The sequence below is a fragment of the Curtobacterium sp. MWU13-2055 genome, assembly GCF_023242305.1.
GTDB lineage: Bacteria > Actinomycetota > Actinomycetes > Actinomycetales > Microbacteriaceae > Curtobacterium.
Genome location: NZ_JALLIO010000003.1, coordinates 1 through 18,981 on the forward strand (window position 1 = coordinate 1; position 18,981 = coordinate 18,981).

The 18,981-nt window shown below is 70.9% G+C and carries 17 protein-coding genes; 1 reads left to right on the forward strand and 16 read right to left on the reverse strand.

The window, feature by feature from the left end; translation table 11 throughout:
* Positions 1 to 373: 373 nt before the first annotated feature.
* From tyrS to infC, 15 genes are all read right to left on the reverse strand, one after another.
* Positions 374 to 1,687, reverse strand: a complete 1,314-nt coding sequence (gene tyrS, locus M4960_RS07635; protein ID WP_248703936.1) for a tyrosine--tRNA ligase — start codon at positions 1,685 to 1,687, stop codon at positions 374 to 376.
* Positions 1,688 to 1,814: 127 nt separating this feature from the next.
* On the reverse strand, positions 1,815 to 2,510 hold the full coding sequence (locus M4960_RS07640) for a DNA-3-methyladenine glycosylase (protein WP_248703937.1): 696 nt from the start codon (positions 2,508 to 2,510) through the stop codon (positions 1,815 to 1,817).
* Entirely contained in the window at positions 2,507 to 3,943 is a 1,437-nt protein-coding gene (argH, locus tag M4960_RS07645; RefSeq protein WP_248703938.1) for an argininosuccinate lyase, read from the reverse strand. The genes M4960_RS07640 and argH overlap by 4 nt, the downstream gene beginning before the upstream one ends.
* A gap of 65 nt (positions 3,944 to 4,008) precedes the next feature.
* Entirely contained in the window at positions 4,009 to 5,205 is a 1,197-nt protein-coding gene (locus tag M4960_RS07650) for an argininosuccinate synthase (RefSeq protein WP_123293379.1), read from the reverse strand.
* Positions 5,206 to 5,214: 9 nt separating this feature from the next.
* The gene (argF, locus tag M4960_RS07655) at positions 5,215 to 6,177 is read right to left on the reverse strand and encodes an ornithine carbamoyltransferase (RefSeq protein ID WP_248703939.1); all 963 of its coding nucleotides are present in this window, start codon (positions 6,175 to 6,177) and stop codon (positions 5,215 to 5,217) included.
* A complete protein-coding gene (locus tag M4960_RS07660) occupies positions 6,174 to 7,343 on the reverse strand; it encodes an acetylornithine transaminase (protein WP_243648925.1) in 1,170 nt (389 codons plus the stop codon). The genes argF and M4960_RS07660 overlap by 4 nt, the downstream gene beginning before the upstream one ends.
* Positions 7,344 to 7,393: 50 nt before the next feature.
* Positions 7,394 to 8,446 (reverse strand): acetylglutamate kinase, encoded by a 1,053-nt coding sequence (gene argB, locus M4960_RS07665; protein ID WP_248703940.1) that lies wholly within the window; start codon positions 8,444 to 8,446, stop codon positions 7,394 to 7,396.
* Positions 8,446 to 9,654 carry a bifunctional glutamate N-acetyltransferase/amino-acid acetyltransferase ArgJ gene (argJ, locus tag M4960_RS07670; RefSeq protein WP_248703941.1) on the reverse strand — a complete coding sequence of 403 codons (1,209 nt, stop codon included), beginning with the start codon at positions 9,652 to 9,654 and terminating at the stop codon, positions 8,446 to 8,448. The genes argB and argJ overlap by 1 nt, the downstream gene beginning before the upstream one ends.
* The gene (locus M4960_RS07675; RefSeq protein ID WP_173170812.1) at positions 9,651 to 10,748 is read right to left on the reverse strand and encodes an N-acetyl-gamma-glutamyl-phosphate reductase; all 1,098 of its coding nucleotides are present in this window, start codon (positions 10,746 to 10,748) and stop codon (positions 9,651 to 9,653) included. Before M4960_RS07675 ends, argJ begins: the two co-directional genes overlap by 4 nt.
* A 78-nt stretch (positions 10,749 to 10,826) precedes the next feature.
* Positions 10,827 to 13,319 carry a phenylalanine--tRNA ligase subunit beta gene (pheT, locus tag M4960_RS07680; protein WP_248703942.1) on the reverse strand — a complete coding sequence of 831 codons (2,493 nt, stop codon included), beginning with the start codon at positions 13,317 to 13,319 and terminating at the stop codon, positions 10,827 to 10,829.
* A complete protein-coding gene (gene pheS / locus M4960_RS07685; RefSeq protein WP_111086283.1) occupies positions 13,319 to 14,359 on the reverse strand; it encodes a phenylalanine--tRNA ligase subunit alpha in 1,041 nt (346 codons plus the stop codon). Before pheS ends, pheT begins: the two co-directional genes overlap by 1 nt.
* Positions 14,360 to 14,451: 92 nt before the next feature.
* Positions 14,452 to 15,315 (reverse strand): RNA methyltransferase, encoded by an 864-nt coding sequence (locus M4960_RS07690; RefSeq protein ID WP_248703943.1) that lies wholly within the window; start codon positions 15,313 to 15,315, stop codon positions 14,452 to 14,454.
* A gap of 65 nt (positions 15,316 to 15,380) precedes the next feature.
* Positions 15,381 to 15,764 carry a 50S ribosomal protein L20 gene (rplT, locus tag M4960_RS07695; protein WP_111086285.1) on the reverse strand — a complete coding sequence of 128 codons (384 nt, stop codon included), beginning with the start codon at positions 15,762 to 15,764 and terminating at the stop codon, positions 15,381 to 15,383.
* 27 nt (positions 15,765 to 15,791) lie between these two features.
* A complete protein-coding gene (gene rpmI, locus M4960_RS07700) occupies positions 15,792 to 15,986 on the reverse strand; it encodes a 50S ribosomal protein L35 (RefSeq protein WP_111086286.1) in 195 nt (64 codons plus the stop codon).
* A gap of 60 nt (positions 15,987 to 16,046) precedes the next feature.
* Complete coding sequence (gene infC, locus M4960_RS07705; RefSeq protein ID WP_123293372.1) at positions 16,047 to 16,742, reverse strand: translation initiation factor IF-3; 696 nt, start codon at positions 16,740 to 16,742, stop codon at positions 16,047 to 16,049.
* A 288-nt stretch (positions 16,743 to 17,030) separates the two neighbouring features.
* Here infC and M4960_RS07710 point away from each other — a divergent pair, with 288 nt between their 5' ends.
* Positions 17,031 to 17,387 (forward strand): DUF1844 domain-containing protein, encoded by a 357-nt coding sequence (locus M4960_RS07710; protein WP_173170823.1) that lies wholly within the window; start codon positions 17,031 to 17,033, stop codon positions 17,385 to 17,387.
* A gap of 102 nt (positions 17,388 to 17,489) precedes the next feature.
* Here the strand turns inward: M4960_RS07710 and M4960_RS07715 are convergent, their stop codons facing one another.
* Positions 17,490 to 18,842 carry a phosphotransferase gene (locus M4960_RS07715; protein WP_248703944.1) on the reverse strand — a complete coding sequence of 451 codons (1,353 nt, stop codon included), beginning with the start codon at positions 18,840 to 18,842 and terminating at the stop codon, positions 17,490 to 17,492.
* Positions 18,843 to 18,981: the final 139 nt, after the last annotated feature.

Here is an 18,981-nt window from a genome sequence, read left to right on the forward strand (position 1 = left end):
GTTGAGTTCTCAAGGACCAGACGCACTCGCTCTTCGGCTCAGGTTCGAGCTCCAGCCACGAGGCTTGTGTACTTGGCTTGCCACCGGTTTGTCGTCGGACCCGGAGGTCCTGTGGCTCATCCCCGAGGGGAGAGAACCGGTGGGCTTGTCATCCTAGGCGTCGAAGCGATCGAGCACAAGGCCAGATCTGATCTTCAGTGGAGGATGGTCCCGCTTGAGGGCCGACGTGCTCTGGGCTTTCGCTCCAGCCGCTCCGCCGCACCTTTGGGGTGACGAGTAGGAACTTTACGCAGGCCTGGGCGAGTGTGCCAAGCCAGGCCCGATCCCGGGCGTGTCGCGTTGTGCAACACGCGTCGCCCGGGTGCCGGGGCGATCAGGCCAGCGTCACGCCGGCGAGGGTCTTCTTGCCGCGGCGGAGCACGAGGACTCCCCCGGGCAGGGCGAGGTCCGACAGCGGTGCGTTGGCGTCCTCGGCTCGGACGTTGTTCACGTACACGCCGCCCTGGTCGATCGCCCGCCGCGCTTCGCCGAGGGACTTCACGAGCTCGGTCTCGACGAGTGCCCGGGCCACGTCGGCTCCGGCCTCGATGGTGACCGACCCCGGCAGCTCCGCGATCGCCGACCGCAGGGTGTCCGGATCCAGCGCACCGAGGTCCCCGTTGCCGAACAGCGCGGCCGCAGCGTCGATCGCGGCCTGGGTGGCGTCGAACCCGTGCACGAGCGAGGTGACCTCGAACGCGAGGGTCCGCTGCGCTTCGCGCCGGAACGGTTCGTCGGCGACCGCCTGCTCGAGTCGCTCGATCTCGGCACGGGACAGGAACGTGAACTCCCGCAACCGGGCGATCACGTCGGCATCCGCCGTGTTGAGCCAGAACTGGTACAGCGCGTACGGCGACGTCATCTCGGCGTCGAGCCAGATGGCGTTGCCCTCGCTCTTGCCGAACTTCGTGCCGTCCGAGTTCGTGATCAAGGGCGTCCCGAGCGCGTGCACCGTCGCACCCTCGGCACGACGGATGAGTTCCGTCCCCGAGGTCAGGTTGCCCCACTGGTCCGAGCCACCCGTCTGCAGCGTGCAGCCGTACTGACGGAAGAGCTCGCGGTAGTCGAGGCCCTGCAGGATCTGGTAGCTGAACTCCGTGTAGCTGATCCCAGCGTCGGAGTTCAACCGCGCGGCGACGGCGTCCTTCTTGAGCATCGAGTTCACCCGGAAGTACTTGCCGACATCGCGCAGGAAGTCGATGGCGGACATCGGCGACGTCCAGTCCAGGTTGTTCACCAGCCGGACGCCGTTGTCACCGTCCGGGCTCAGGAACCGCGACACCTGTCCCTGCAGACGCGCCACCCACTCGGCGACGGTCTCGCGGGTGTTCAGCGTGCGCTCCGCCGTCGGACGCGGGTCGCCGATGAGCCCCGTCGATCCGCCGACGAGCGCCAGCGGCTTGTGCCCGGCGAGCTGCAACCGACGCATGGTCAGGAGCTGCAGCAGGTTGCCGCAGTGCAGCGACGGTGCCGTGGGGTCGAAGCCGCAGTAGTACGTGATCGGATCACCGTCGAGGGCCTCTTGGAGTGCGGTCTCGTCGGTCGAGACCTGCACCAGACCGCGCCAGCGCAGTTCGTCCCACACCGAGGCGAAGGTGGGGTCGTTCTGCTGGCGCGTCAGGACGTCTTGAGCGGTATCACTGGACACCCCGCCATCGTAGCGGCGGCGCACCACCGACAGCGCGCCGTCGACCGGGAGGCCCGTGGTGCGTCTGGGCCCACGCCGCCGGTTCCGGCGCGACGCGCCAGCGGCGGGCCGGCCGTGCCGGTGGGGATCAGTCGAGGGCACCCTTGTGCCGTCGGTACGTCGAGACCGTCGGGTCGCCCGTCAACCAGAAGCGCCAGGGGTACTGCGCACCGCCGGCGATGCCGCCGACGCCGGTGCGCGGTCCGCGCGAGATGCGCGGGACCGGACCCGTCCCGCCGGGGCCGGGTGCGGTCTCGGTCAGGAGTTCCTCGACGACGCGGGCCGGCGAGGCGGAGGCGAGCCGCGCCTCCAGGCCGGGTGCCAACGTGAGCACGAACGGACCGGACCCGTCGAGCAGCGAGGTGCCGTCGTCCTGTCCGAGCACCGCGCCGAGGGCGCCACCGAGGTTGCCGGGGCCACGCGCCAACGCGACGTCGGCGATCGACGGGCCACGTCGTCCGCGTGCGGTGTCGACGCCCTCGATCACCTGCGCACCGCGGAGCAGGGAACCGGAGGAGGTGCCGGCCGGTGCACTCACGACGTTGACGCAGGTGTGGATGCCGTACGAGCGGTACGCGTACAGGGTGCCCGGCGACCCGAACAGGTGGCGGTTGCGCTCGGTCGGACCGCGGTGCCCGTGCGAGCCGGGGTCGGTGGGGCCGAAGTAGGCCTCGACCTCGGTGATGCGCAGGGTCACGCCACGGCCCGCGATCGTCGCGCCGAGCAGCGCCGGGGCGATGCGCGGCGCCGGCTCGGCGAGCATCGCGAGCAGCCCCTCGGTCATCGCGTGAAGGGTGCGCCCTCGGCCAGGTCGTGGACGCGACGCGTGACGGACGCCAGCTGCTCGGCCACACGGTCCGGAGCGGTGCCACCGACGCCCGAGCGGGACGCGACACTGCCCTCGATCGTGAGCACGGCACGGACCCCGGGGGTCAGGTGCTCGGAGACCGACCGGTACTCGTCGTCGGTCGGGTCGTCGAGCTCGATGCCCCGCTGCTCGCAGTACCGGACCAGCGCACCGGACACCTCGTGCGCATCGCGGAACGGGATACCCTGGCGGACCAGCCACTCGGCCACGTCGGTCGCGAGCGAGAAGCCCTGCGGCGCGAGCTCGGCCATCCGGTCCGTGTCGAAGGTGAGCGTCGCGATCATGCCGGTGAAGGCTGGCAGCAGGACCTCGAGCGTGGCGACCGAGTCGAAGACGGGCTCCTTGTCCTCCTGCAGGTCGCGGTTGTAGGCGAGCGGCAGTCCCTTCAAAGTCGCGAGCAGGCCCGTCAGGTTGCCGATCAGACGACCGGACTTGCCGCGCGCGAGCTCGGCGATGTCCGGGTTCTTCTTCTGCGGCATGATGCTCGAGCCGGTCGAGAAGGCGTCGTGGAGCCGGACGAAGCCGAACTCCTTCGTGTTCCAGAGGATGACCTCTTCCGACAGACGCGAGACGTCGATGCCGATCTGCGCGAGGACGAACGCGAACTCGGCGACGACGTCGCGGGCGGCCGTGGCGTCGATCGAGTTGTCGGCCGGGCGGTCGAACCCGAGCTCCGCGGCGATCGCGGCGGGGTCGAGGCCGAGCGAACTGCCGGCGAGGGCACCGGCGCCGTACGGGCTCACGCTCGCGCGGCCCGCCCAGTCGCGGAGGCGCTCGAGGTCGCGGACCAACGGCCACGCGTGCGCCAGCAGGTGGTGCGCGAGCAGGACGGGCTGCGCGTGCTGCAGGTGCGTGCGACCCGGCATGATCGCCGCCGGGTGCTCGTTGGCCTGCTGGGTGATCGCGTCGACCAGGTCGATCACGAGTCGGCCGATGCGCCGCCCGTGGTCGAGCATGTGCATGCGGCCGAGCGTCGCGATCTGGTCGTTGCGGCTGCGGCCGGCGCGGAGCTTGCCGCCGAGTTCCGGACCGAGGTCGGCGATGAGGAGGCGCTCGAGGGCGCCGTGGACGTCCTCGTCGGACTCGTCGGGCTGCAGCGTGTCGTCGGCGTGCGCGGCCTCGAGCCGGTCGAGTCCGGCGAGCATGCGCTCGAGCTCGTCCGCCGTCAGGTACCCGGCCGTGTGCAGGGCCCGGGCGTGCGCGCGGGAGCCGGCGATGTCGTACGGGGCGAGCTGCCAGTCGAAGTGCGTCGACTTCGAGAGCGCTGCCAGGGCCGCACTCGGGCCGTCGGCGAAGCGGGCGCCCCAGAGGGCTCCGGTGTTGGTGGCGTCGGTCTTCTCGTCGGTCATGTCGTCCTGCGTCGTTGTCGTCGGGCCGGGTGGCGGCGGTGTGTCGTCCGCCGGGTGGCGTGCTGTCAGTTCGCCGCGTCGCGGCGGGCGGAGATCTTGCTGGGGAGCGACCAGAGTTCGATGAAGCCCTTCGAGAGGGACTGGTCGAACGTGTCGCCGGTGTCGTACGTGGCGAGGTCGAAGTCGTAGAGGCTCTGCTCCGAGCGACGGCCGGTCACCGTCGCGCGACCGCCGTGCAGCTGGAGGCGGACGTCGCCGGAGACGTGCTGCTGGGTGTGGTCAACGAAGGCGTCGAGGCTGCGCTTCAGCCCGCCGAACCACAGGCCGTCGTAGACCAGGTCGGCCCACTCCGACTCGACACCACGCTTGTAGCGGTTCACGTCGCGCTCGAGGGTGAGGCGCTCGAGTTCCTCGTGCGCCGTGATGAGCGCGATCGCCGCAGGGGCCTCGTACACCTCGCGCGACTTGATGCCGACGAGGCGGTCCTCGACGACGTCGATCCGACCGACGCCGTGCTTGCCCGCCACGGCGTTCAACTCCTGCACGATCCGCAGCACGCTGAAGCGCTGCCCGTCGAGCGCCACAGGGACGCCGCGCTCGAACGTGATGGTCACCTCGTCCGGGTCGCGCGGGACGGCGGGGTCCTGCGTGTAGGCGTAGAGGTCCTCGGTCGGGGCGTTCCACGGGTCCTCGAGGAAACCCGTCTCGACCGCACGGCCCCACACGTTCTGGTCGATCGAGTACGGCGACCGCTGCGACTGCTGGATCGGCAGGGCGTGCTGCTCGGCGTACGCGATCGCCTTGTCCCGGGTCAGGGCGAGGTCACGCACCGGTGCCACGCTCCGCAGGTCCGGGGCGATCGCCGCGACGGCGGCCTCGAACCGGACCTGGTCGTTGCCCTTGCCGGTGCAGCCGTGCGCGACGCTGTCGGCGCCGAGCTGCTTCGCCGTCAGCGCGAGGTGCTTCGCGATGAGCGGGCGGCTCAGCGCCGACACCAGCGGGTAGCGCTTCTGGTACAGCGCGTTGGCCTTGAGCGCCGGCACGATGTACTCGTCGGCGTACTCGTCCTTGGCATCGACCACGATCGACTCGACGGCCCCGCAGTCGAGCGCGCGCTGTCGGATCGCGTCGAGGTCCTCGCCGCCCTGGCCGACGTCGACCGCGAGTGCCACCACCTCTTTGCCGGTGGCGTCACGCAGCCAGCCGATCCCGACGGAGGTGTCGAGGCCGCCGGAGTAGGCGAGGACGACGCGGTCAGCCATGCGGTGCGCCTACGCGGTCGCCGCGGCGGTCGCCGTCGCCGTCGTCGCGCCATTCGCGGCGAGGAGCCAGGCCAGCAGCGCCTTCTGGGCGTGCAGACGGTTCTCCGCCTCGTCCCAGATGATGCTGCGCGGCCCGTCGATGACGTCGGCGGTCACCTCGTAGCCACGGTCGGCGGGCAGGCAGTGCATGAACACCGCGTCGTCGGCAGCGTGCGCCATCAGGGCGTCGTCCACGCGGTACCCGGAGAAGGTGTCGAGGCGCGACTGCTTCTCGGACTCCTTGCCCATCGACACCCAGGTGTCGGTGACCACGACGTCGGCACCGGCGACCGCTGCCACCGGGTCGGTGACGACCAGGACGGAACCGCCGGTCTCGGCCGAACGGTGCTCGGCGTCGGTGACGACCTGCGGGGACGGCGAGAACTCGGCGGGAGCCGCGACGCGGACGTGCATGCCCGCGGTCGCGCCGGCGAGCAGGTACGACTGCGCCATGTTGCTCGCGCCGTCGCCGATGAACGCCACGGTCTGGCCCGCCAGCGTGCCGCGGTGCTCGCGGATGGTGAGCAGGTCGGCGAGCAGCTGGCAGGGGTGGAAGTCGTCGGACAGTGCGTTGACGACGGGGACGGTCGTGCCGGCGGCCATCTCCTCGAGACCAGCCTGACCGTAGGTGCGCCAGACGATCGCCGACACCATGCGCTCCAGCACGCGGGCGGTGTCCGACGGGGTCTCCTTGCCGCCGAGCTGGCTGTTCGCCGTCGAGATGATGAGCGGGCTGCCGCCCAGGTCGGAGATGCCGACGTGGAACGACACCCGGGTGCGGGTCGACGACTTGTCGAAGATGACCGCGACGCTCTGCGGGCCGGCGAGGGGCTTCGCACCCCAACGGTCGGCCTTCATCTGGTCGGCGATGTCGAGGATCGCGGACTGCTCGGCCTGGCTGAGGTCGTCGTCCCGGAGGAAGTGGCGGGTCATGCGGAGGTCTCCTGGGCGGCAGCGACGGCCGCGAGGCTCTGGGCGAGGATCGACACGAACTCGTCGATCTCGGCGTCGGACACGATGAGCGGCGGCGCGAGACGCAGGCTCGACTCGTTCGGGGCGTTGATGATGAGGCCACGCTCGAGGGCGGCGGCGTTGACCGCGGCCGCGATCGGGCCGGTGAGCCCGACGCCGATGAGCAGACCGGTGCCGCGGACCTCTTCGACGAGCGGTGAGCCGATGCCGGCGATGCCGGTCCGGATCCGCTCGCCCTTGACCACGGCGGCAGCGACGAGGTCCGCGCGTTCGATCTCCTCGAGCACCGCGTTCGCCACGCGGGTGCCGAGCGGGTTGCCGCCGAAGGTCGAACCGTGCTGGCCGGCCGAGAACAGGTCGGACGCCCACCCGAAGGTCACGAGCGCACCGATCGGGAAGCCGCCGGCGATGCCCTTGGCCACCGTGACGGCGTCGGGGGTGAAGCCGTGGCCCTGGTAGGTGAACCAGTTGCCCGTCCGGCCGACACCGGTCTGGATCTCGTCGAGGATCAGCAGCGCACCGTGCTCCTCGGTCAGCCGGCGCGCGGCGAGCAGGAAGCCCTCGGGCAGGTCGACGACGCCGGCCTCGCCCTTGATCGGCTCGATGACGATCGCCGCGACCGTGTCGTCGATGGACGCCTCGAGCGCTGCGACGGTGGAGTCGATGTGCTCGACGCCCGGGATCATCGGCAGGAAGTCCTGCTGCAGCGCGGGCTTGCCGGTGAGCGCGAGTGCCCCCATCGTCCGGCCGTGGAACCCCTGCTTCAGCGCGAGGATGCGGGTCTTCTGCCCGTCGGCGCCCTTGTTCAGGCGCGCGAGCTTGAACGCGGCCTCGTTCGCCTCTGCCCCGGAGTTGCCGAAGTACACCCGCCCGGCGTCGCCCGCACCGGTGATGCGCTTGAGGCGCTCCGCCAGCTCGAGCTGGGGCGGCGTCGCGAAGTAGTTCGACACGTGCACGAGCTTCGCGGCCTGGTCGGCGATCGCCTCGACCAGCACGGGGTGCGCGTGGCCGAGCGAGTTCACGGCGATGCCCGCCAGGAAGTCGAGGTACTCGTTGCCCTCGACGTCCCAGACACGGCAGCCCTGTCCGCGCTCGAGCATGATCTTCGGCGGGGTCAGGGATCGCATGAGCGACGCCCCGAACCGGTCGTTCCAGGTCTCGGTCTGCGTCTCGCTGCTCACGGCTGCTGCCCCTTCTCGGTCGTGCTGGCCACGTGTTGGCCGGTGCTGGTGTTCGTCGACGGTGCTGCCACGCGTCGGCCGATCTCGGCGTGGGTCATCTGGTTCTCGGTGCGTCGGCTCGGGTCCGGGATCACCTCGGTGCCCGCACCGCGCAGGGTGAAGACCTCGAGCAGGATCGAGTGCGGGATCCGGCCGTCGATGATCGTCGCCCCGCCGACCCCGCCGACCACGGCGTCGAGGCACGCGGTCATCTTCGGGATCATGCCCGACTCGAGGGACGGCAGGAGCGCGCGGAGTTCCTCGACCGCGATGAGGTCGACGAGCGAGTCGCGGTCCGGCCAGTTGCGGTACAGGCCGGGGACGTCGGTGAGCATGATGAGCTTCGACGCACGCAGCGCGATCGCCAGGGCACCCGCGGCTGCGTCGGCGTTCACGTTGAGCGCCTGGTCCGGGTGGGCGTCGTCGATCGCGATGCTCGAGACCACCGGGATGCGGCCGGCCTCGATCGCGGCGAGCACCCCTGACGGGTCGACGTGGGTGATGTCACCGACGTGCCCGAGGTCGTACTCCTGCCCGTCGACGACCACACCCTTCTGCTCGCCGGTGAACAGCGACCCGCCGTCGCCGAACACGCCGACGGCCAGGCCCTCGCCGTGCTCGTTCATCAGGTCGACGATCTCGCGGTTGACCTCGCCAGCCAGGACGTCGCGGACGACCGAGATCGCCTCGGTCGTGGTGACGCGGTAGCCGCCACGGAACTCGGACTCGATGCCCTGTTCCTTGAGCGCGGCCGAGATCTGCGGACCCCCGCCGTGCACGACGACGGGGTGCAACCCGGCGTAGCGGAGGTAGACCATGTCCTCGGCGAACGCACGCTTGAGGTCCTCGTTCACCATCGCGTTGCCGCCGAACTTGACGACGACGACCTTGCCGGAGAACCGCTTGAGCCACGGTAGGGACTCGATCAGGGTCGCGGCCTTGACGGCGGCGAACTCGTGCTCTTCTTCCTTCGTGAGGGGCGTCCCGGCCCCTTCGGTGTCGTTCGCCATCAGCTGGAGTACGCGCTGTTCTCGTGCACGTAGTCGTGCGTGAGGTCGTTGGTCAGGATCGTCGCCGAGTGCGTCCCGACGCCGAGGTCGATGCGCACGTGGGTGTCCCGCGGCGTCAGGTCGACGGTGTCGCTCGGCTGGTCCGGGGCGCCGGCGTGGCAGACCCGGACACCGTTCATGCTGACGTCGACCGCGTACGGGTCGAAGTCGGCGTCCGTGGTGCCGATGGCCGCGAGGACCCGGCCCCAGTTCGGGTCGTTGCCGAAGACGGCCGCCTTGAACAGGTTGTTGCGCGCGACACTCCGGCCGACGGTGACGGCGTCGTCCTCGGTCGCGGCGTGCACGACCTCGATCGCGATGTCGTGGCTGGCGCCCTCGGCGTCCTGCTGCAGCTGGCGGGCCAGGTCGGCGCAGACGGCGGTCAAGGCTTCCTGGAAGTCGCCGACCTCGGGCGTCACCCCGCTCGCACCCGACGACAGCAGCACGACGGTGTCGTTCGTCGACATGCAGCCGTCCGAGTCGACGCGGTCGAAGGTGATGCGGGTGGCCGCGCGGAGCGCCTGGTCGAGCTGGTCCGGGGTCTGCACGGCGTCGGTGGTGATCACGACGAGCATCGTCGCGAGCCCGGGTGCGAGCATGCCCGCACCCTTCGCCATGCCGCCGACGGTCCAGCCGTCCTCGGTCACCACGGACTGCTTCGCCTTGGTGTCGGTCGTCATGATGGCCGTGGCCGCGTCCGGGCCGCCGTCGGCGCTGAGTGCGGCGCTCGCGAGGTCGACCCCGCGGAGCACGCCGTCGCGGAAGGTCTGGTCGCCGACCCCGATGAGGCCGGTGGAGCAGACGACGACGTCGCCCGCTCCGATGCCGAGGGCGTCACCGACGGCTTCGGCGGTCAGGTGCGTGGTCTGGAAGCCGAAGGGGCCCGTGAAGCAGTTGGCGCCGCCGGAGTTCAGGACGACGGCGCGCGCGACGCCGTCACCGACGACCTGGCGGGACCAGATCACCGGGTGCGCCTGCGCGCGGTTGCTGGTGAAGACCGCGGCCACGGCCGCGTCGGGGCCGTCGTTGACGACGAGGGCCACGTCCGGCTTGCCGCTGGTCTTCAGGCCGGCGGTCACGCCGGCAGCGCGGAAACCCGCTGCCGCGGTGACGCCCTGGAGGCCCGGTTCGCCCTGGGTGGGCTCGCTCACGTCGGTGAGGTCGGTCACGGTGCGACTCCGTCCACGCTGAGGCCCAGGGTCTCCGGCAGACCCAGGGCGATGTTGGTCGACTGGACGGCGGCACCCGCCGTGCCCTTCGCGAGGTTGTCGAGAGCCGTCACGGCGACGACGCGGCCTGCGGCCTCGTCCACCGCGATGCCGACGAGTGCGGTGTTCGCACCGATGGTGTCCGCGACCCGGGGGAACTCGCCCTCGGGCAACAGGTGCACGAACGGCTCGTCGACGTAGGCCTGCTCCCAGGCGAGCCGCACGTCGCGGGCGCTGACACCCGGGGTGAGCTTGGCCGTCGTCGTCGCGAGGATGCCCCGCGACATCGGGACGAGCACGGGCGTGAACGAGATCGTCACGTCGGCAGCGCCCGCGACGACCAGGTTCTGCTGGATCTCCGGGACGTGCCGGTGCGTGCCGCCCACCGCGTAGGCGCTGGCGGAGCCCATGATCTCGGACGCCAGGTAGGTGTTGGCGAGCTTCTTGCCGGCACCGCTCGGGCCGACGCTCAGCACAGCGACGATGTCGTCCGACTCGACGAGCCCGGCCTGGATGCCCGGCTGGATGCCGAGCGTCACCGCGGTGACGTTGCACCCGGGGACCGCGATCCGCTTGGTGCCGACCAGGGCCGAACGCTGCTTGCCCTGCGACGCGATGTCCTCGACCTCGCGCCACTCGTCGGCCGACCCCGGGGTCGGGGCGGCGAGCAGGAGCTCCGGCAGGCCGTAGGTCCAGGCGCCGTGGTAGTCGCCGCCGTAGAACTGCTCCCAGGCTGCGGGGTCCGTCAGACGGTGGTCCGCGCCGCAGTCAACCACGAGGGCGTCGTCGCCGAGCTCCTCGGTGATCGCCCCCGACTGACCGTGCGGCAGCGCCAGGAACACGACGTCGTGCCCGCGGAGCGTCTCGGCCGTCGTCTTCTCGAGGGTCAGGTGCGACAGCGACCGGAGGTGCGGCTGCGTCGCGATCAACGGCTGTCCGGCGTTCGAGAACGCCGTCACCGTCCTGACGTCGAACTCGGGATGGGCGGAGAGCACGCGCAGGAGCTCACCACCCGCGTAGCCGGAGGCTCCCGCCACGGCGACGGATACGGACATGGGATTCCACCTTTGGTCGGACTGGTCGTCGAGAGAGTCGGAGGCGGCGACCCCGGGCGGTGCTGATCCCGTCGTGGGTCAGTCGCGCAGGGTCGCCCCGAATCGCTCGCCGGCACGTCGGACTGCGCCGTCACGGGCCTCGGTGGCCTCGGCAGCGGTCAGCGTGCGGTCCGTGGCACGGAAGCGCAGGGCGAACGTCAGGGACTTCTGTCCCTCGTCCACGCCGGAGCCCCGGTAGTCATCCACGAGCCGAGCATACTCCAACAGGTCTCCGGCACCAGAGCGGACCGCATCCAACACGTCACCGGCCGGCACCCCGGCGTCGACGACCAGGGACAGGTCCTGCGTCGCTGCCGGGTACGACACGATCGGCGCGACCGCGACGAGGTCGGGGGCCGCGGCCACCATGGCGTCGAGGTCGAGCTCGACCACGGCCACCACGCGGGGCAGCACCGCGGCGGCGGACAGTTCCGGCAGGAGTTCGCCGGCGACGCCCACGACGGTGTCGCCCACGAGCAGCGACGCCGCGCGGCCCGGGTGCAGGGACGGGTGGGTGGTCTGCACGACGCGCAGTTCCACGCCGACGGCCCACGCGACCTGGCGAGCCGCGTCGATCGCGTCGGCGATGCCGAACGGCTCGGCCGCGACGCCCGCCTGCTTGCCGACGCGGTTGCCGGTGAGCAGGGCGGACACGTGGAACGGCTGTGCGGGCAGGGACGCGTCGAGGGCCTGGAGCGTCGCGCGGTCGGGCAGCGCGGCACCGGCCGGGACCTCGTCGGTGCCGAGCGTCACGCCCGTCACCGGCAGGAACACCCGCGAGGTCTCGTAGAGCGCGACGTCGAGCAGGCCGCGCGAGACGTTCCGGCGGGCGGCGTCGACGAGGGCCGGCACACCACTGCGGCGGAGCAGGTTCTGCTCGCTGTCGAGGGCGTTGGCGAGGACGACGCTCGGGCCGCCCTCCGGGTCGATCCCCGGGTAGGCGTCCTGCGTTGCAGCGGAGACGAACGGCGCCGTCACCGCTTCGACCAGACCCGCGGCGGCGAGGGCCGCGGAGACCCGACGGCGGGCCTGCTGGTGCGGGGTGAGTCCGCGTCCGGGCGGCGCGACGGGGAGCACGCTCGGGATGCGGTCGTACCCGACGATCCGCGCGACCTCTTCGACCAACGTGGTGTCGTCGGTCAGGTCCGGACGCCAGGTCGGCGGGGTGACGGCGAGCTGCGCGCCGTCGGCCTGCACCGTCGCACCGATCGCACGGAGGGTGTCCACGACCTCGGCGTCGCTGTAATCCACGCCGATGAGCTCGGCCGGACGCGAGGTCCGCATAGCGACCGTCGCACGGGGCTCGGTGTCGACGAGCGTGGAACCGAGGGCGTCGGCCGTGCCGCCGGCCAGCTCGACGAGGAGGTCGACGGCGCGGTTCGCAGCAGCCTCGGCCACGAGCGGGTCGACGCCGCGCTCGAACCGACGGGAGGCCTCGCTCGGCAGCTTGTGCCGGCGAGCGGTCCGCGCGATCGAGACCTGGTCGAAGCCAGCTGCCTCGATCAGGACGTCGGTCGTGCTCGCCGAGATCTCGGTCCGGGCACCGCCCATCACGCCGGCGAGCCCGACGGGGCCGTCGTGGTCGGTGATGACGAGGTCCTCGGGGTCGAGCTTCCGCACGGCGCCGTCGAGGGTCTCGAGCGTCTCGCCGACAGCCGCACGACGGACACCCAGGCCGCCGCGGACGGTCGACAGGTCGTAGCCGTGCAGCGGCTGGCCGAGCTCGAACATGACGTAATTCGTGATGTCGACGGGCAGCGAGATCGAACGGACGCCTGCCAGGGCGAGACGCGACACCATCCAGGCCGGTGTCTTCGTGGCGGGGTCGATGCCTCGGACGACGCGGGTGACGAAGGTGCTCGCGCCGACGCGACCGCGGATCGGGGCTTGGTCGTCGATCGTGACCGAGAAACCCTCGGCCGTGCGGGGTGCGACGCGGTCGACGGGGTCGTGGAAGCTCGCGCCGGTGGCGTGGGCGTACTCACGTGCGACACCGCGCATGCTCAGCACGTACCCGCGGTCCGGCGTGACGTTGATCTCGACCGCCGCGTCGTCGAGGCCGAGGAGCGCGATGGCGTCCTGGCCGACGTCGGGCTCCATGTCGAGGTCTGCGAAGCGGAGGATGCCCTCGTGCTCGTCACCGAGACCGAGCTCGCGTGCCGAGGCGATCATGCCGTCGGAGACGTGGCCGTAGGTCTTGCGGGCCGCGATCGGGAACGGTCCGGGCAGCACGGCGCCGGGCAGCGTCACGACGACGAGGTCGCCCACGTCGAAGTTGTGCGCACCGCAGACGATGCCGCGGGGCTCGGGCTCGCCGACGTCCACCTGGCACCAGTTGATCGTCTTGCCGTTCTTCTGCGGTTCCGGGACACGCTCGAGCACCCGGCCGACCACGACGGGGCCGGTCAGGTCGAAGGTGTGGACGTCCTCTTCCTCGAAGCCGACCGACACGAGCGCCGCGTGGACGTGCTCGAGGGTGACGTCCTCGGGGAGGTCGACGGACTCGCCGAGCCAGCGGAGTGGGACGCGCATCAGACCACCGTTCCGAACTGCTGCGAGAAGCGGATGTCGCCCTCGAGGAAGTCACGCATGTCGTTCAGGCCGTTGCGGAACTGCAGCGTCCGCTCGATGCCCATGCCGAAGGCGAAGCCCTGGTACTCGTCCGGGTCGATGCCGGCGGCACGCAGGACGTTGGGGTTGACCATGCCGCAGCCGCCCCACTCGACCCACCGCGCGCCACCCTTGGCGTTCGGCTGCCAGACGTCCATCTCGGCGCTGGGCTCGGTGAACGGGAAGTAGTTCGGGCGCAGGCGGATCTGTGCCTCGGCACCGAAGACCTGGCGGGCGAAGTGCTCGAGCGTGCCGCGCAGGTGTGCCATCGTCAGGCCCTTGTCGATCGCGATGCCCTCGACCTGGGTGAAGACCGGCAGGTGCGTGGCGTCGAGCTCGTCGGCACGGTACACGCGGCCCGGGGCGATGACGTAGAGCGGGAGGTCGCGGGACAGCAGCGACCGCACCTGCACGGGCGACGTGTGGGTGCGCATGACCAGGTGGCGGTCGACCGGCTCGACGAAGATCGTGTCCGCCATGGCCCGGGCCGGGTGGTCCTGGTCGAAGTTCAGGGCGTCGAAGTTGAACCACTCGTGCTCGAGCTCGGGGCCCTCTGCCACTTCCCACCCCATGCCGACGAAGATGTCCGCGACGGCTTCGTTGAGCAGCGAGAGCGGGTGGCGCGAGCCGGTCGGGCGGTGGGTCGGCAACGCGGTGACGTCGACGCGCTCGGCCTCGAGCCGCGCGCGCTCTTCGGCCACGGCGAGGACCGACTCCTGCTCCGCGATCGCCGCGTTCAGCCGCCCGCGGGCCTGACCGACGAGCTTGCCGGCCGCGGCCTTCTGCTCCGGCGGGACGCTGCGCATCGACGCGTTCATCCGAGCCAGCGGCGACTGCTCACCGGTGTGCTCGGCCCTGGCCTGCTTCAGTTCGGCGACCGTCGTCGTGGCGCGGACGGCGGCGAGTGCTGCGTCCACGGCGTCGGCGACGGCCGATTCGCTGATCTCGAGAGGTTCTGACACGAGACCCAAGCCTACCGGCCGACGGGATACCACCCGCCTGCACCGGTCGGACTGTGGATGGCCGATGCCGACGACCGACCTGTGGAGGGAGGTCAGCTCCGGAGTGCGAACGCCGACTCGTACAGGCAGACCGAGGCCGCCGTCGCCAGGTTCATCGACTCCGCCTGGCCGTAGATCGGCACCTTCACCGCACGGTCGACGAGCGCGAGGTCCTCGGTCGTGAGCCCACGCGCCTCGTTGCCGAACACCCACGCGGTCGGACCGTCGAGCATGCCCTCGGCCCGGACCACCGGCAGGTCGTCACCCGAGACGTCGGCCGCGAGCACGGTGTACCCGAGTGCCTTCGCCCGCGCGATCGTGTCGGCCAGGGTCACGCCGACCGACACCGGCACGTGGAACAGCGAGCCCGTGGTCGACCGGACGACCTTCGGGTTGTACGGGTCCACCGACCGCCCGGTGAGGACCACCGCGTCGGCGCCGGCGGAGTCGGCGGCGCGGATGATCGTGCCGGCGTTCCCCGGGTCCCGCACCTCTTCGAGGATGGCGACCAGCCCCGGCAACGCGGCCGGCTCGTCGGCGTCCCCACGGGCCTCCAGGTCGACGGCAGCGGCAACGTCACCGACGCGACGGTCCGGGAAGACGTCCTTGACCGACGTCGGGAACTGCTGGCAGACGGCGACGACGCCCTGTGGCGTCACGGTGTCGGCCATCGCGTCGAGGACCTGCTCCGTCACGAACCAGGTGTCGACCGGCGCGTCGTCGAGGCCGTAGCGGGCTGCGGCAGTCGGCGTCACGTAGAGCTCGCGCAGGAGCTCCGGGGCGTACTCGAGTGCTTCACGCACCGCCTGCGGCCCCTCCAGCAGGAAGAGGCCCGTTTCGGCACGGACGTCCTTCTTCGACAGGGCCGCGACGGCCTTCACGCGTCCGGCACGGGGGTTCTCGAGGAGTTCGCTCACGACCCAAGTCTAGGAACGACGAAACCCCCGCCGTGCGGCGGGGGTTTCGCGAGCAGAAGAACTGACTACGCAGCCTTCGGGGCCGAGGTGTCGGCCGGGAGGGCCTTCTTCGCGGTCTCGACGAGCGCGGTGAAGGTCTCGGGGTTGTTCACCGCGAGGTCGGCGAGGATGCGACGGTCGACCTCGACACCGGCGAGACCCAGACCCTGGATCAGACGGTTGTAGGTCAGGCCGTTCGCACGGGACGCAGCGTTGATGCGCTGGATCCACAGGCGACGGAACTCGCCCTTCTTCGCGTGACGGTCGCGGTACGCGTAGACCAGGGAGTGGGTGACCTGCTCCTTGGCCTTGCGGTACAGACGCGAACGCTGGCCGCGGTAACCCTCGGCGCGCTCGAGGATGACGCGGCGCTTCTTGGCGGCGTTGACCGCTCTCTTTACTCGTGCCATTGCACTATTCCTTTACGATCCGGGGGCTCAGTGGCCGAGGAGCTTCTTGACGTTCTTCGCGTCTGCCTTGGAGAGGACCTGGTCCTCGTTCAGGCGGGCCTTGCGCTTGGAGCTCTTGACCTCGAGGTTGTGACGCATACCGGCCTGCTGCTTCATGACCTTGCCGGTACCGGTGATCTTGAAGCGCTTCTTCGACCCGGAGTGGGTCTTCTGCTTGGGCATGGTGGTGCCTTTCCGTGGGATGGATGGGAGCCGCGTCGTTGCGGGGTCGGTCTGGGTGACCTACTCGGCGGGAGCGTCGCTCTTGGCCGGTGCCGTGTCCTGCGCGGGAGCCTCGGCCGGGGCCTCGGTCTCGGTCTCGGCGTCCGAGTGGTCCTTCGCAGCGTGCTCGGTGGCACGACGCTCGGCCTTCTGTGCAGCGCGCTTCGCGTTCTGCTCGCCCTTGACGTCGGACTTGTTCTTCAGGGGGGCGATGATCATCGTCATGTTGCGGCCGTCCTGGGTGGGACGGGACTCGACGACGCCGAACTCGGCGATCTCCTCCGCGAACTTGTGGAGGAGACGGACACCCTGCTCCGGACGCGACTGCTCGCGGCCACGGAAGAGGATCATCGCCTTCACCTTGTCGCCACCGAGGAGGAACCCCTCGGCGCGCTTGCGCTTCGTCTCGTAGTCGTGCACGTCGATCTTCAGGCGGAAACGGACCTCTTTCAGGTCCGTGTTCACCTGGTTGCGACGGGCTTCCTTGGCCTTCTGAGCGGCTTCGTACTTGAACTTGCCGTAGTCCATGATCTTGGCCACGGGCGGCTTCGAGTTCGGCGCGACCTCGACCAGATCCAGTTCGGCTTCCTGCGCGAGGCGCAGTGCCATGGCGATCGGGACAACGCCGACCTGCTCACCCTGCGGGCCGACGAGTCGGACTTCGGGAACGCGGATTCGGTCGTTGGTACGGGGATCGGTGATGCGGAGCTCCTTCAATCAGGTGGTGGTCGTCCGGGACGTTTGCCCTGGACGACAGCACGAGAGAGGAGATCTGACGCACGGATCGGAACCCGTTCGGCAGCCGCCCTGCGTCGGATCCGTGGACCCGACCGACGTGTGCACCCAGTTGCTGTGCACTCGTGGAGCGGTGGTGACCCGGTAGCCTGGTGGAACGCGGCCGCGGGTGGGAGAGACTCCTCTTTCGTGACACCGTCCGAGCGCTTCAGGAGAACCTGATGGCACACGGACAGCATCTGCCGCGAGCGAGTCTAGCAGAGGAGCACCGTGACCGACACCCCGATCGACGACGACGGCAGCGGCATCGACGCCGCCAGGGACATCTCGGAGGTGCCGGCCGTCGAACTCATCAACACCGTGGCCGTGCACCTGCTCAGTGCCGCCGCCGTGAAGGTCGGCCTGGCCGACGACCCCCAGGAGCAGACCGACCTGGACGAGGCGCGCAAGCTCATCACCGCACTGGCCGGACTGGTCACCGCCGCGGCGACCGAGATCGGCGACCACCACGCCCGTCCGCTGCGCGACGGGCTGCGCTCGGTGCAGCTCGCGTTCCGCGAGGCGTCGGCGATCCCGGACGCACCGGGCGCCGGACCGGGCGAGAAGTACACCGGCCCCGTCAACTGACGGCTGGCGGCTGACGCACGACGGGCACTGTCCGTCACGGCGTTCGACGGGAGGCCCGTGGCGGGATCGCCACGGGCCTCCCGTCCGCCTCCGGGTGCGCGGTCAGGACCCGCTGCGGCCGACCAGGCGCGTGACGGCCGTGAGCGGGATGCCGACCCAGTCGGGTCGGTTCCGGGTCTCGTAGACGACCTCGTAGACGGCCTTGTCGAGCTCGAACGCATCCAGGAGCTCCCGGTGTGCGCCGAGGTCGGTGCCGGTCCCCCGCTGGTACCCGTCGAGGAACCGCACGCGTGCCTCGTCCGCCCAGCCCGCTGCGTCGACCGGTTCCGCGTCGTGCGCCAGGGCTCCGGCGACGTAGTCGAACGACCGGAGCATGCCGGCCACGTCACGGAGCGTGACGTCCGGCAACGAGCGTTCGGCCAGGGGACGGAGCGGCTCCCCCTCGAAGTCGAGGAAGACCCACCCGCGCGGCTCGGGGGCAGCGAGCACCTGCCCGAGGTGCAGGTCGCCGTGGATGCGCTGCAGGTCCAGCCAGGGCGTCGCCGTCGCCGCCGCGTACACCGCTCGGATCGCGTCTGCGTGCTCGGCGACCGCCGGGGCCTCGCGCGCGGCGGTGTCGAGCCGCTCGTGCATCGTCGCGACGGCGGTCCGTCGTCGCGCCTCGTCGGCGGGCTCGGACGGTAGTGCCTCGGCGAGGGTGCGGTGGACGTCGGCGAGCGCCGCCCCGAGCTGCTCGGCCCGATCGCCGAAGGGCGTGCCGGCGTGCGCTTCCTCGAGGGCCACGCGCCAGGCGTCCTCGAGGCCCGGCAGGAACTCCTGCGCGAACGCGAGGTGACCGGTCGCCGTGCCGCTGCCCTGCCCGACGTCGGGCCAGCTGCCCCGCAGTGCGCCGTAGACCTGGGGGACGCGAGCACTGCCGGCTGCGGACAACGCGAGCTGCGTCGTGACGTCGGGGTTGTCGCCGTGGTGCAGGACGCGGAACACCTTGATGATGACGCGGGCACCGGACTCGGTGTCGCAGATGACCGAGGTGTTGGACTGCTCGCCGGTCAGGACGCGGGCAGCCGTGACGGTGCCGATGGGACGGAGGCTCTGCGGGTCCGCGTCGATGCGTGCGGCGAGCGCCGTGATCCACGCGTGGTCGGCGGTGGCGTCGGCGATGGTGCCGTCGGGGCCGCTGGTCACAGGTGACTGGTAGAGGACCGGAGCCGCTGGTGGTGCGGGGGCTTCGTCGAGGACGAGCCGGGTGCCGTCGGCGGTGGAGAGGGTGCGGAGGCGCGGCACGGACCCCTTCGACGCGTACCACCGACGGTCGGCGATCCAGGACTCGAGGTCGTGGTCGTTCGGAGCCGTGGCGCTCGGGGCTGTGTCGCTCGGGGGTGCCGTGGCGCTCGAGGGTGCGGTGTCGCGGGTGTCGGGTGCGGTGTCGCTGGGGTGGCGGGCTCCGTCGCTCATGCAGCGGACCGTACGCGCCGAGTGCTGGCGAGGTGCCGAGTCCGTTCCTCATCCCTGCACAGGGAGCGGTTCTGGGCCGCCCGTCCACAGAACGCGCCTGCGCTCGGACCGCACGGGCACCGTCGGACGACACTTGCGG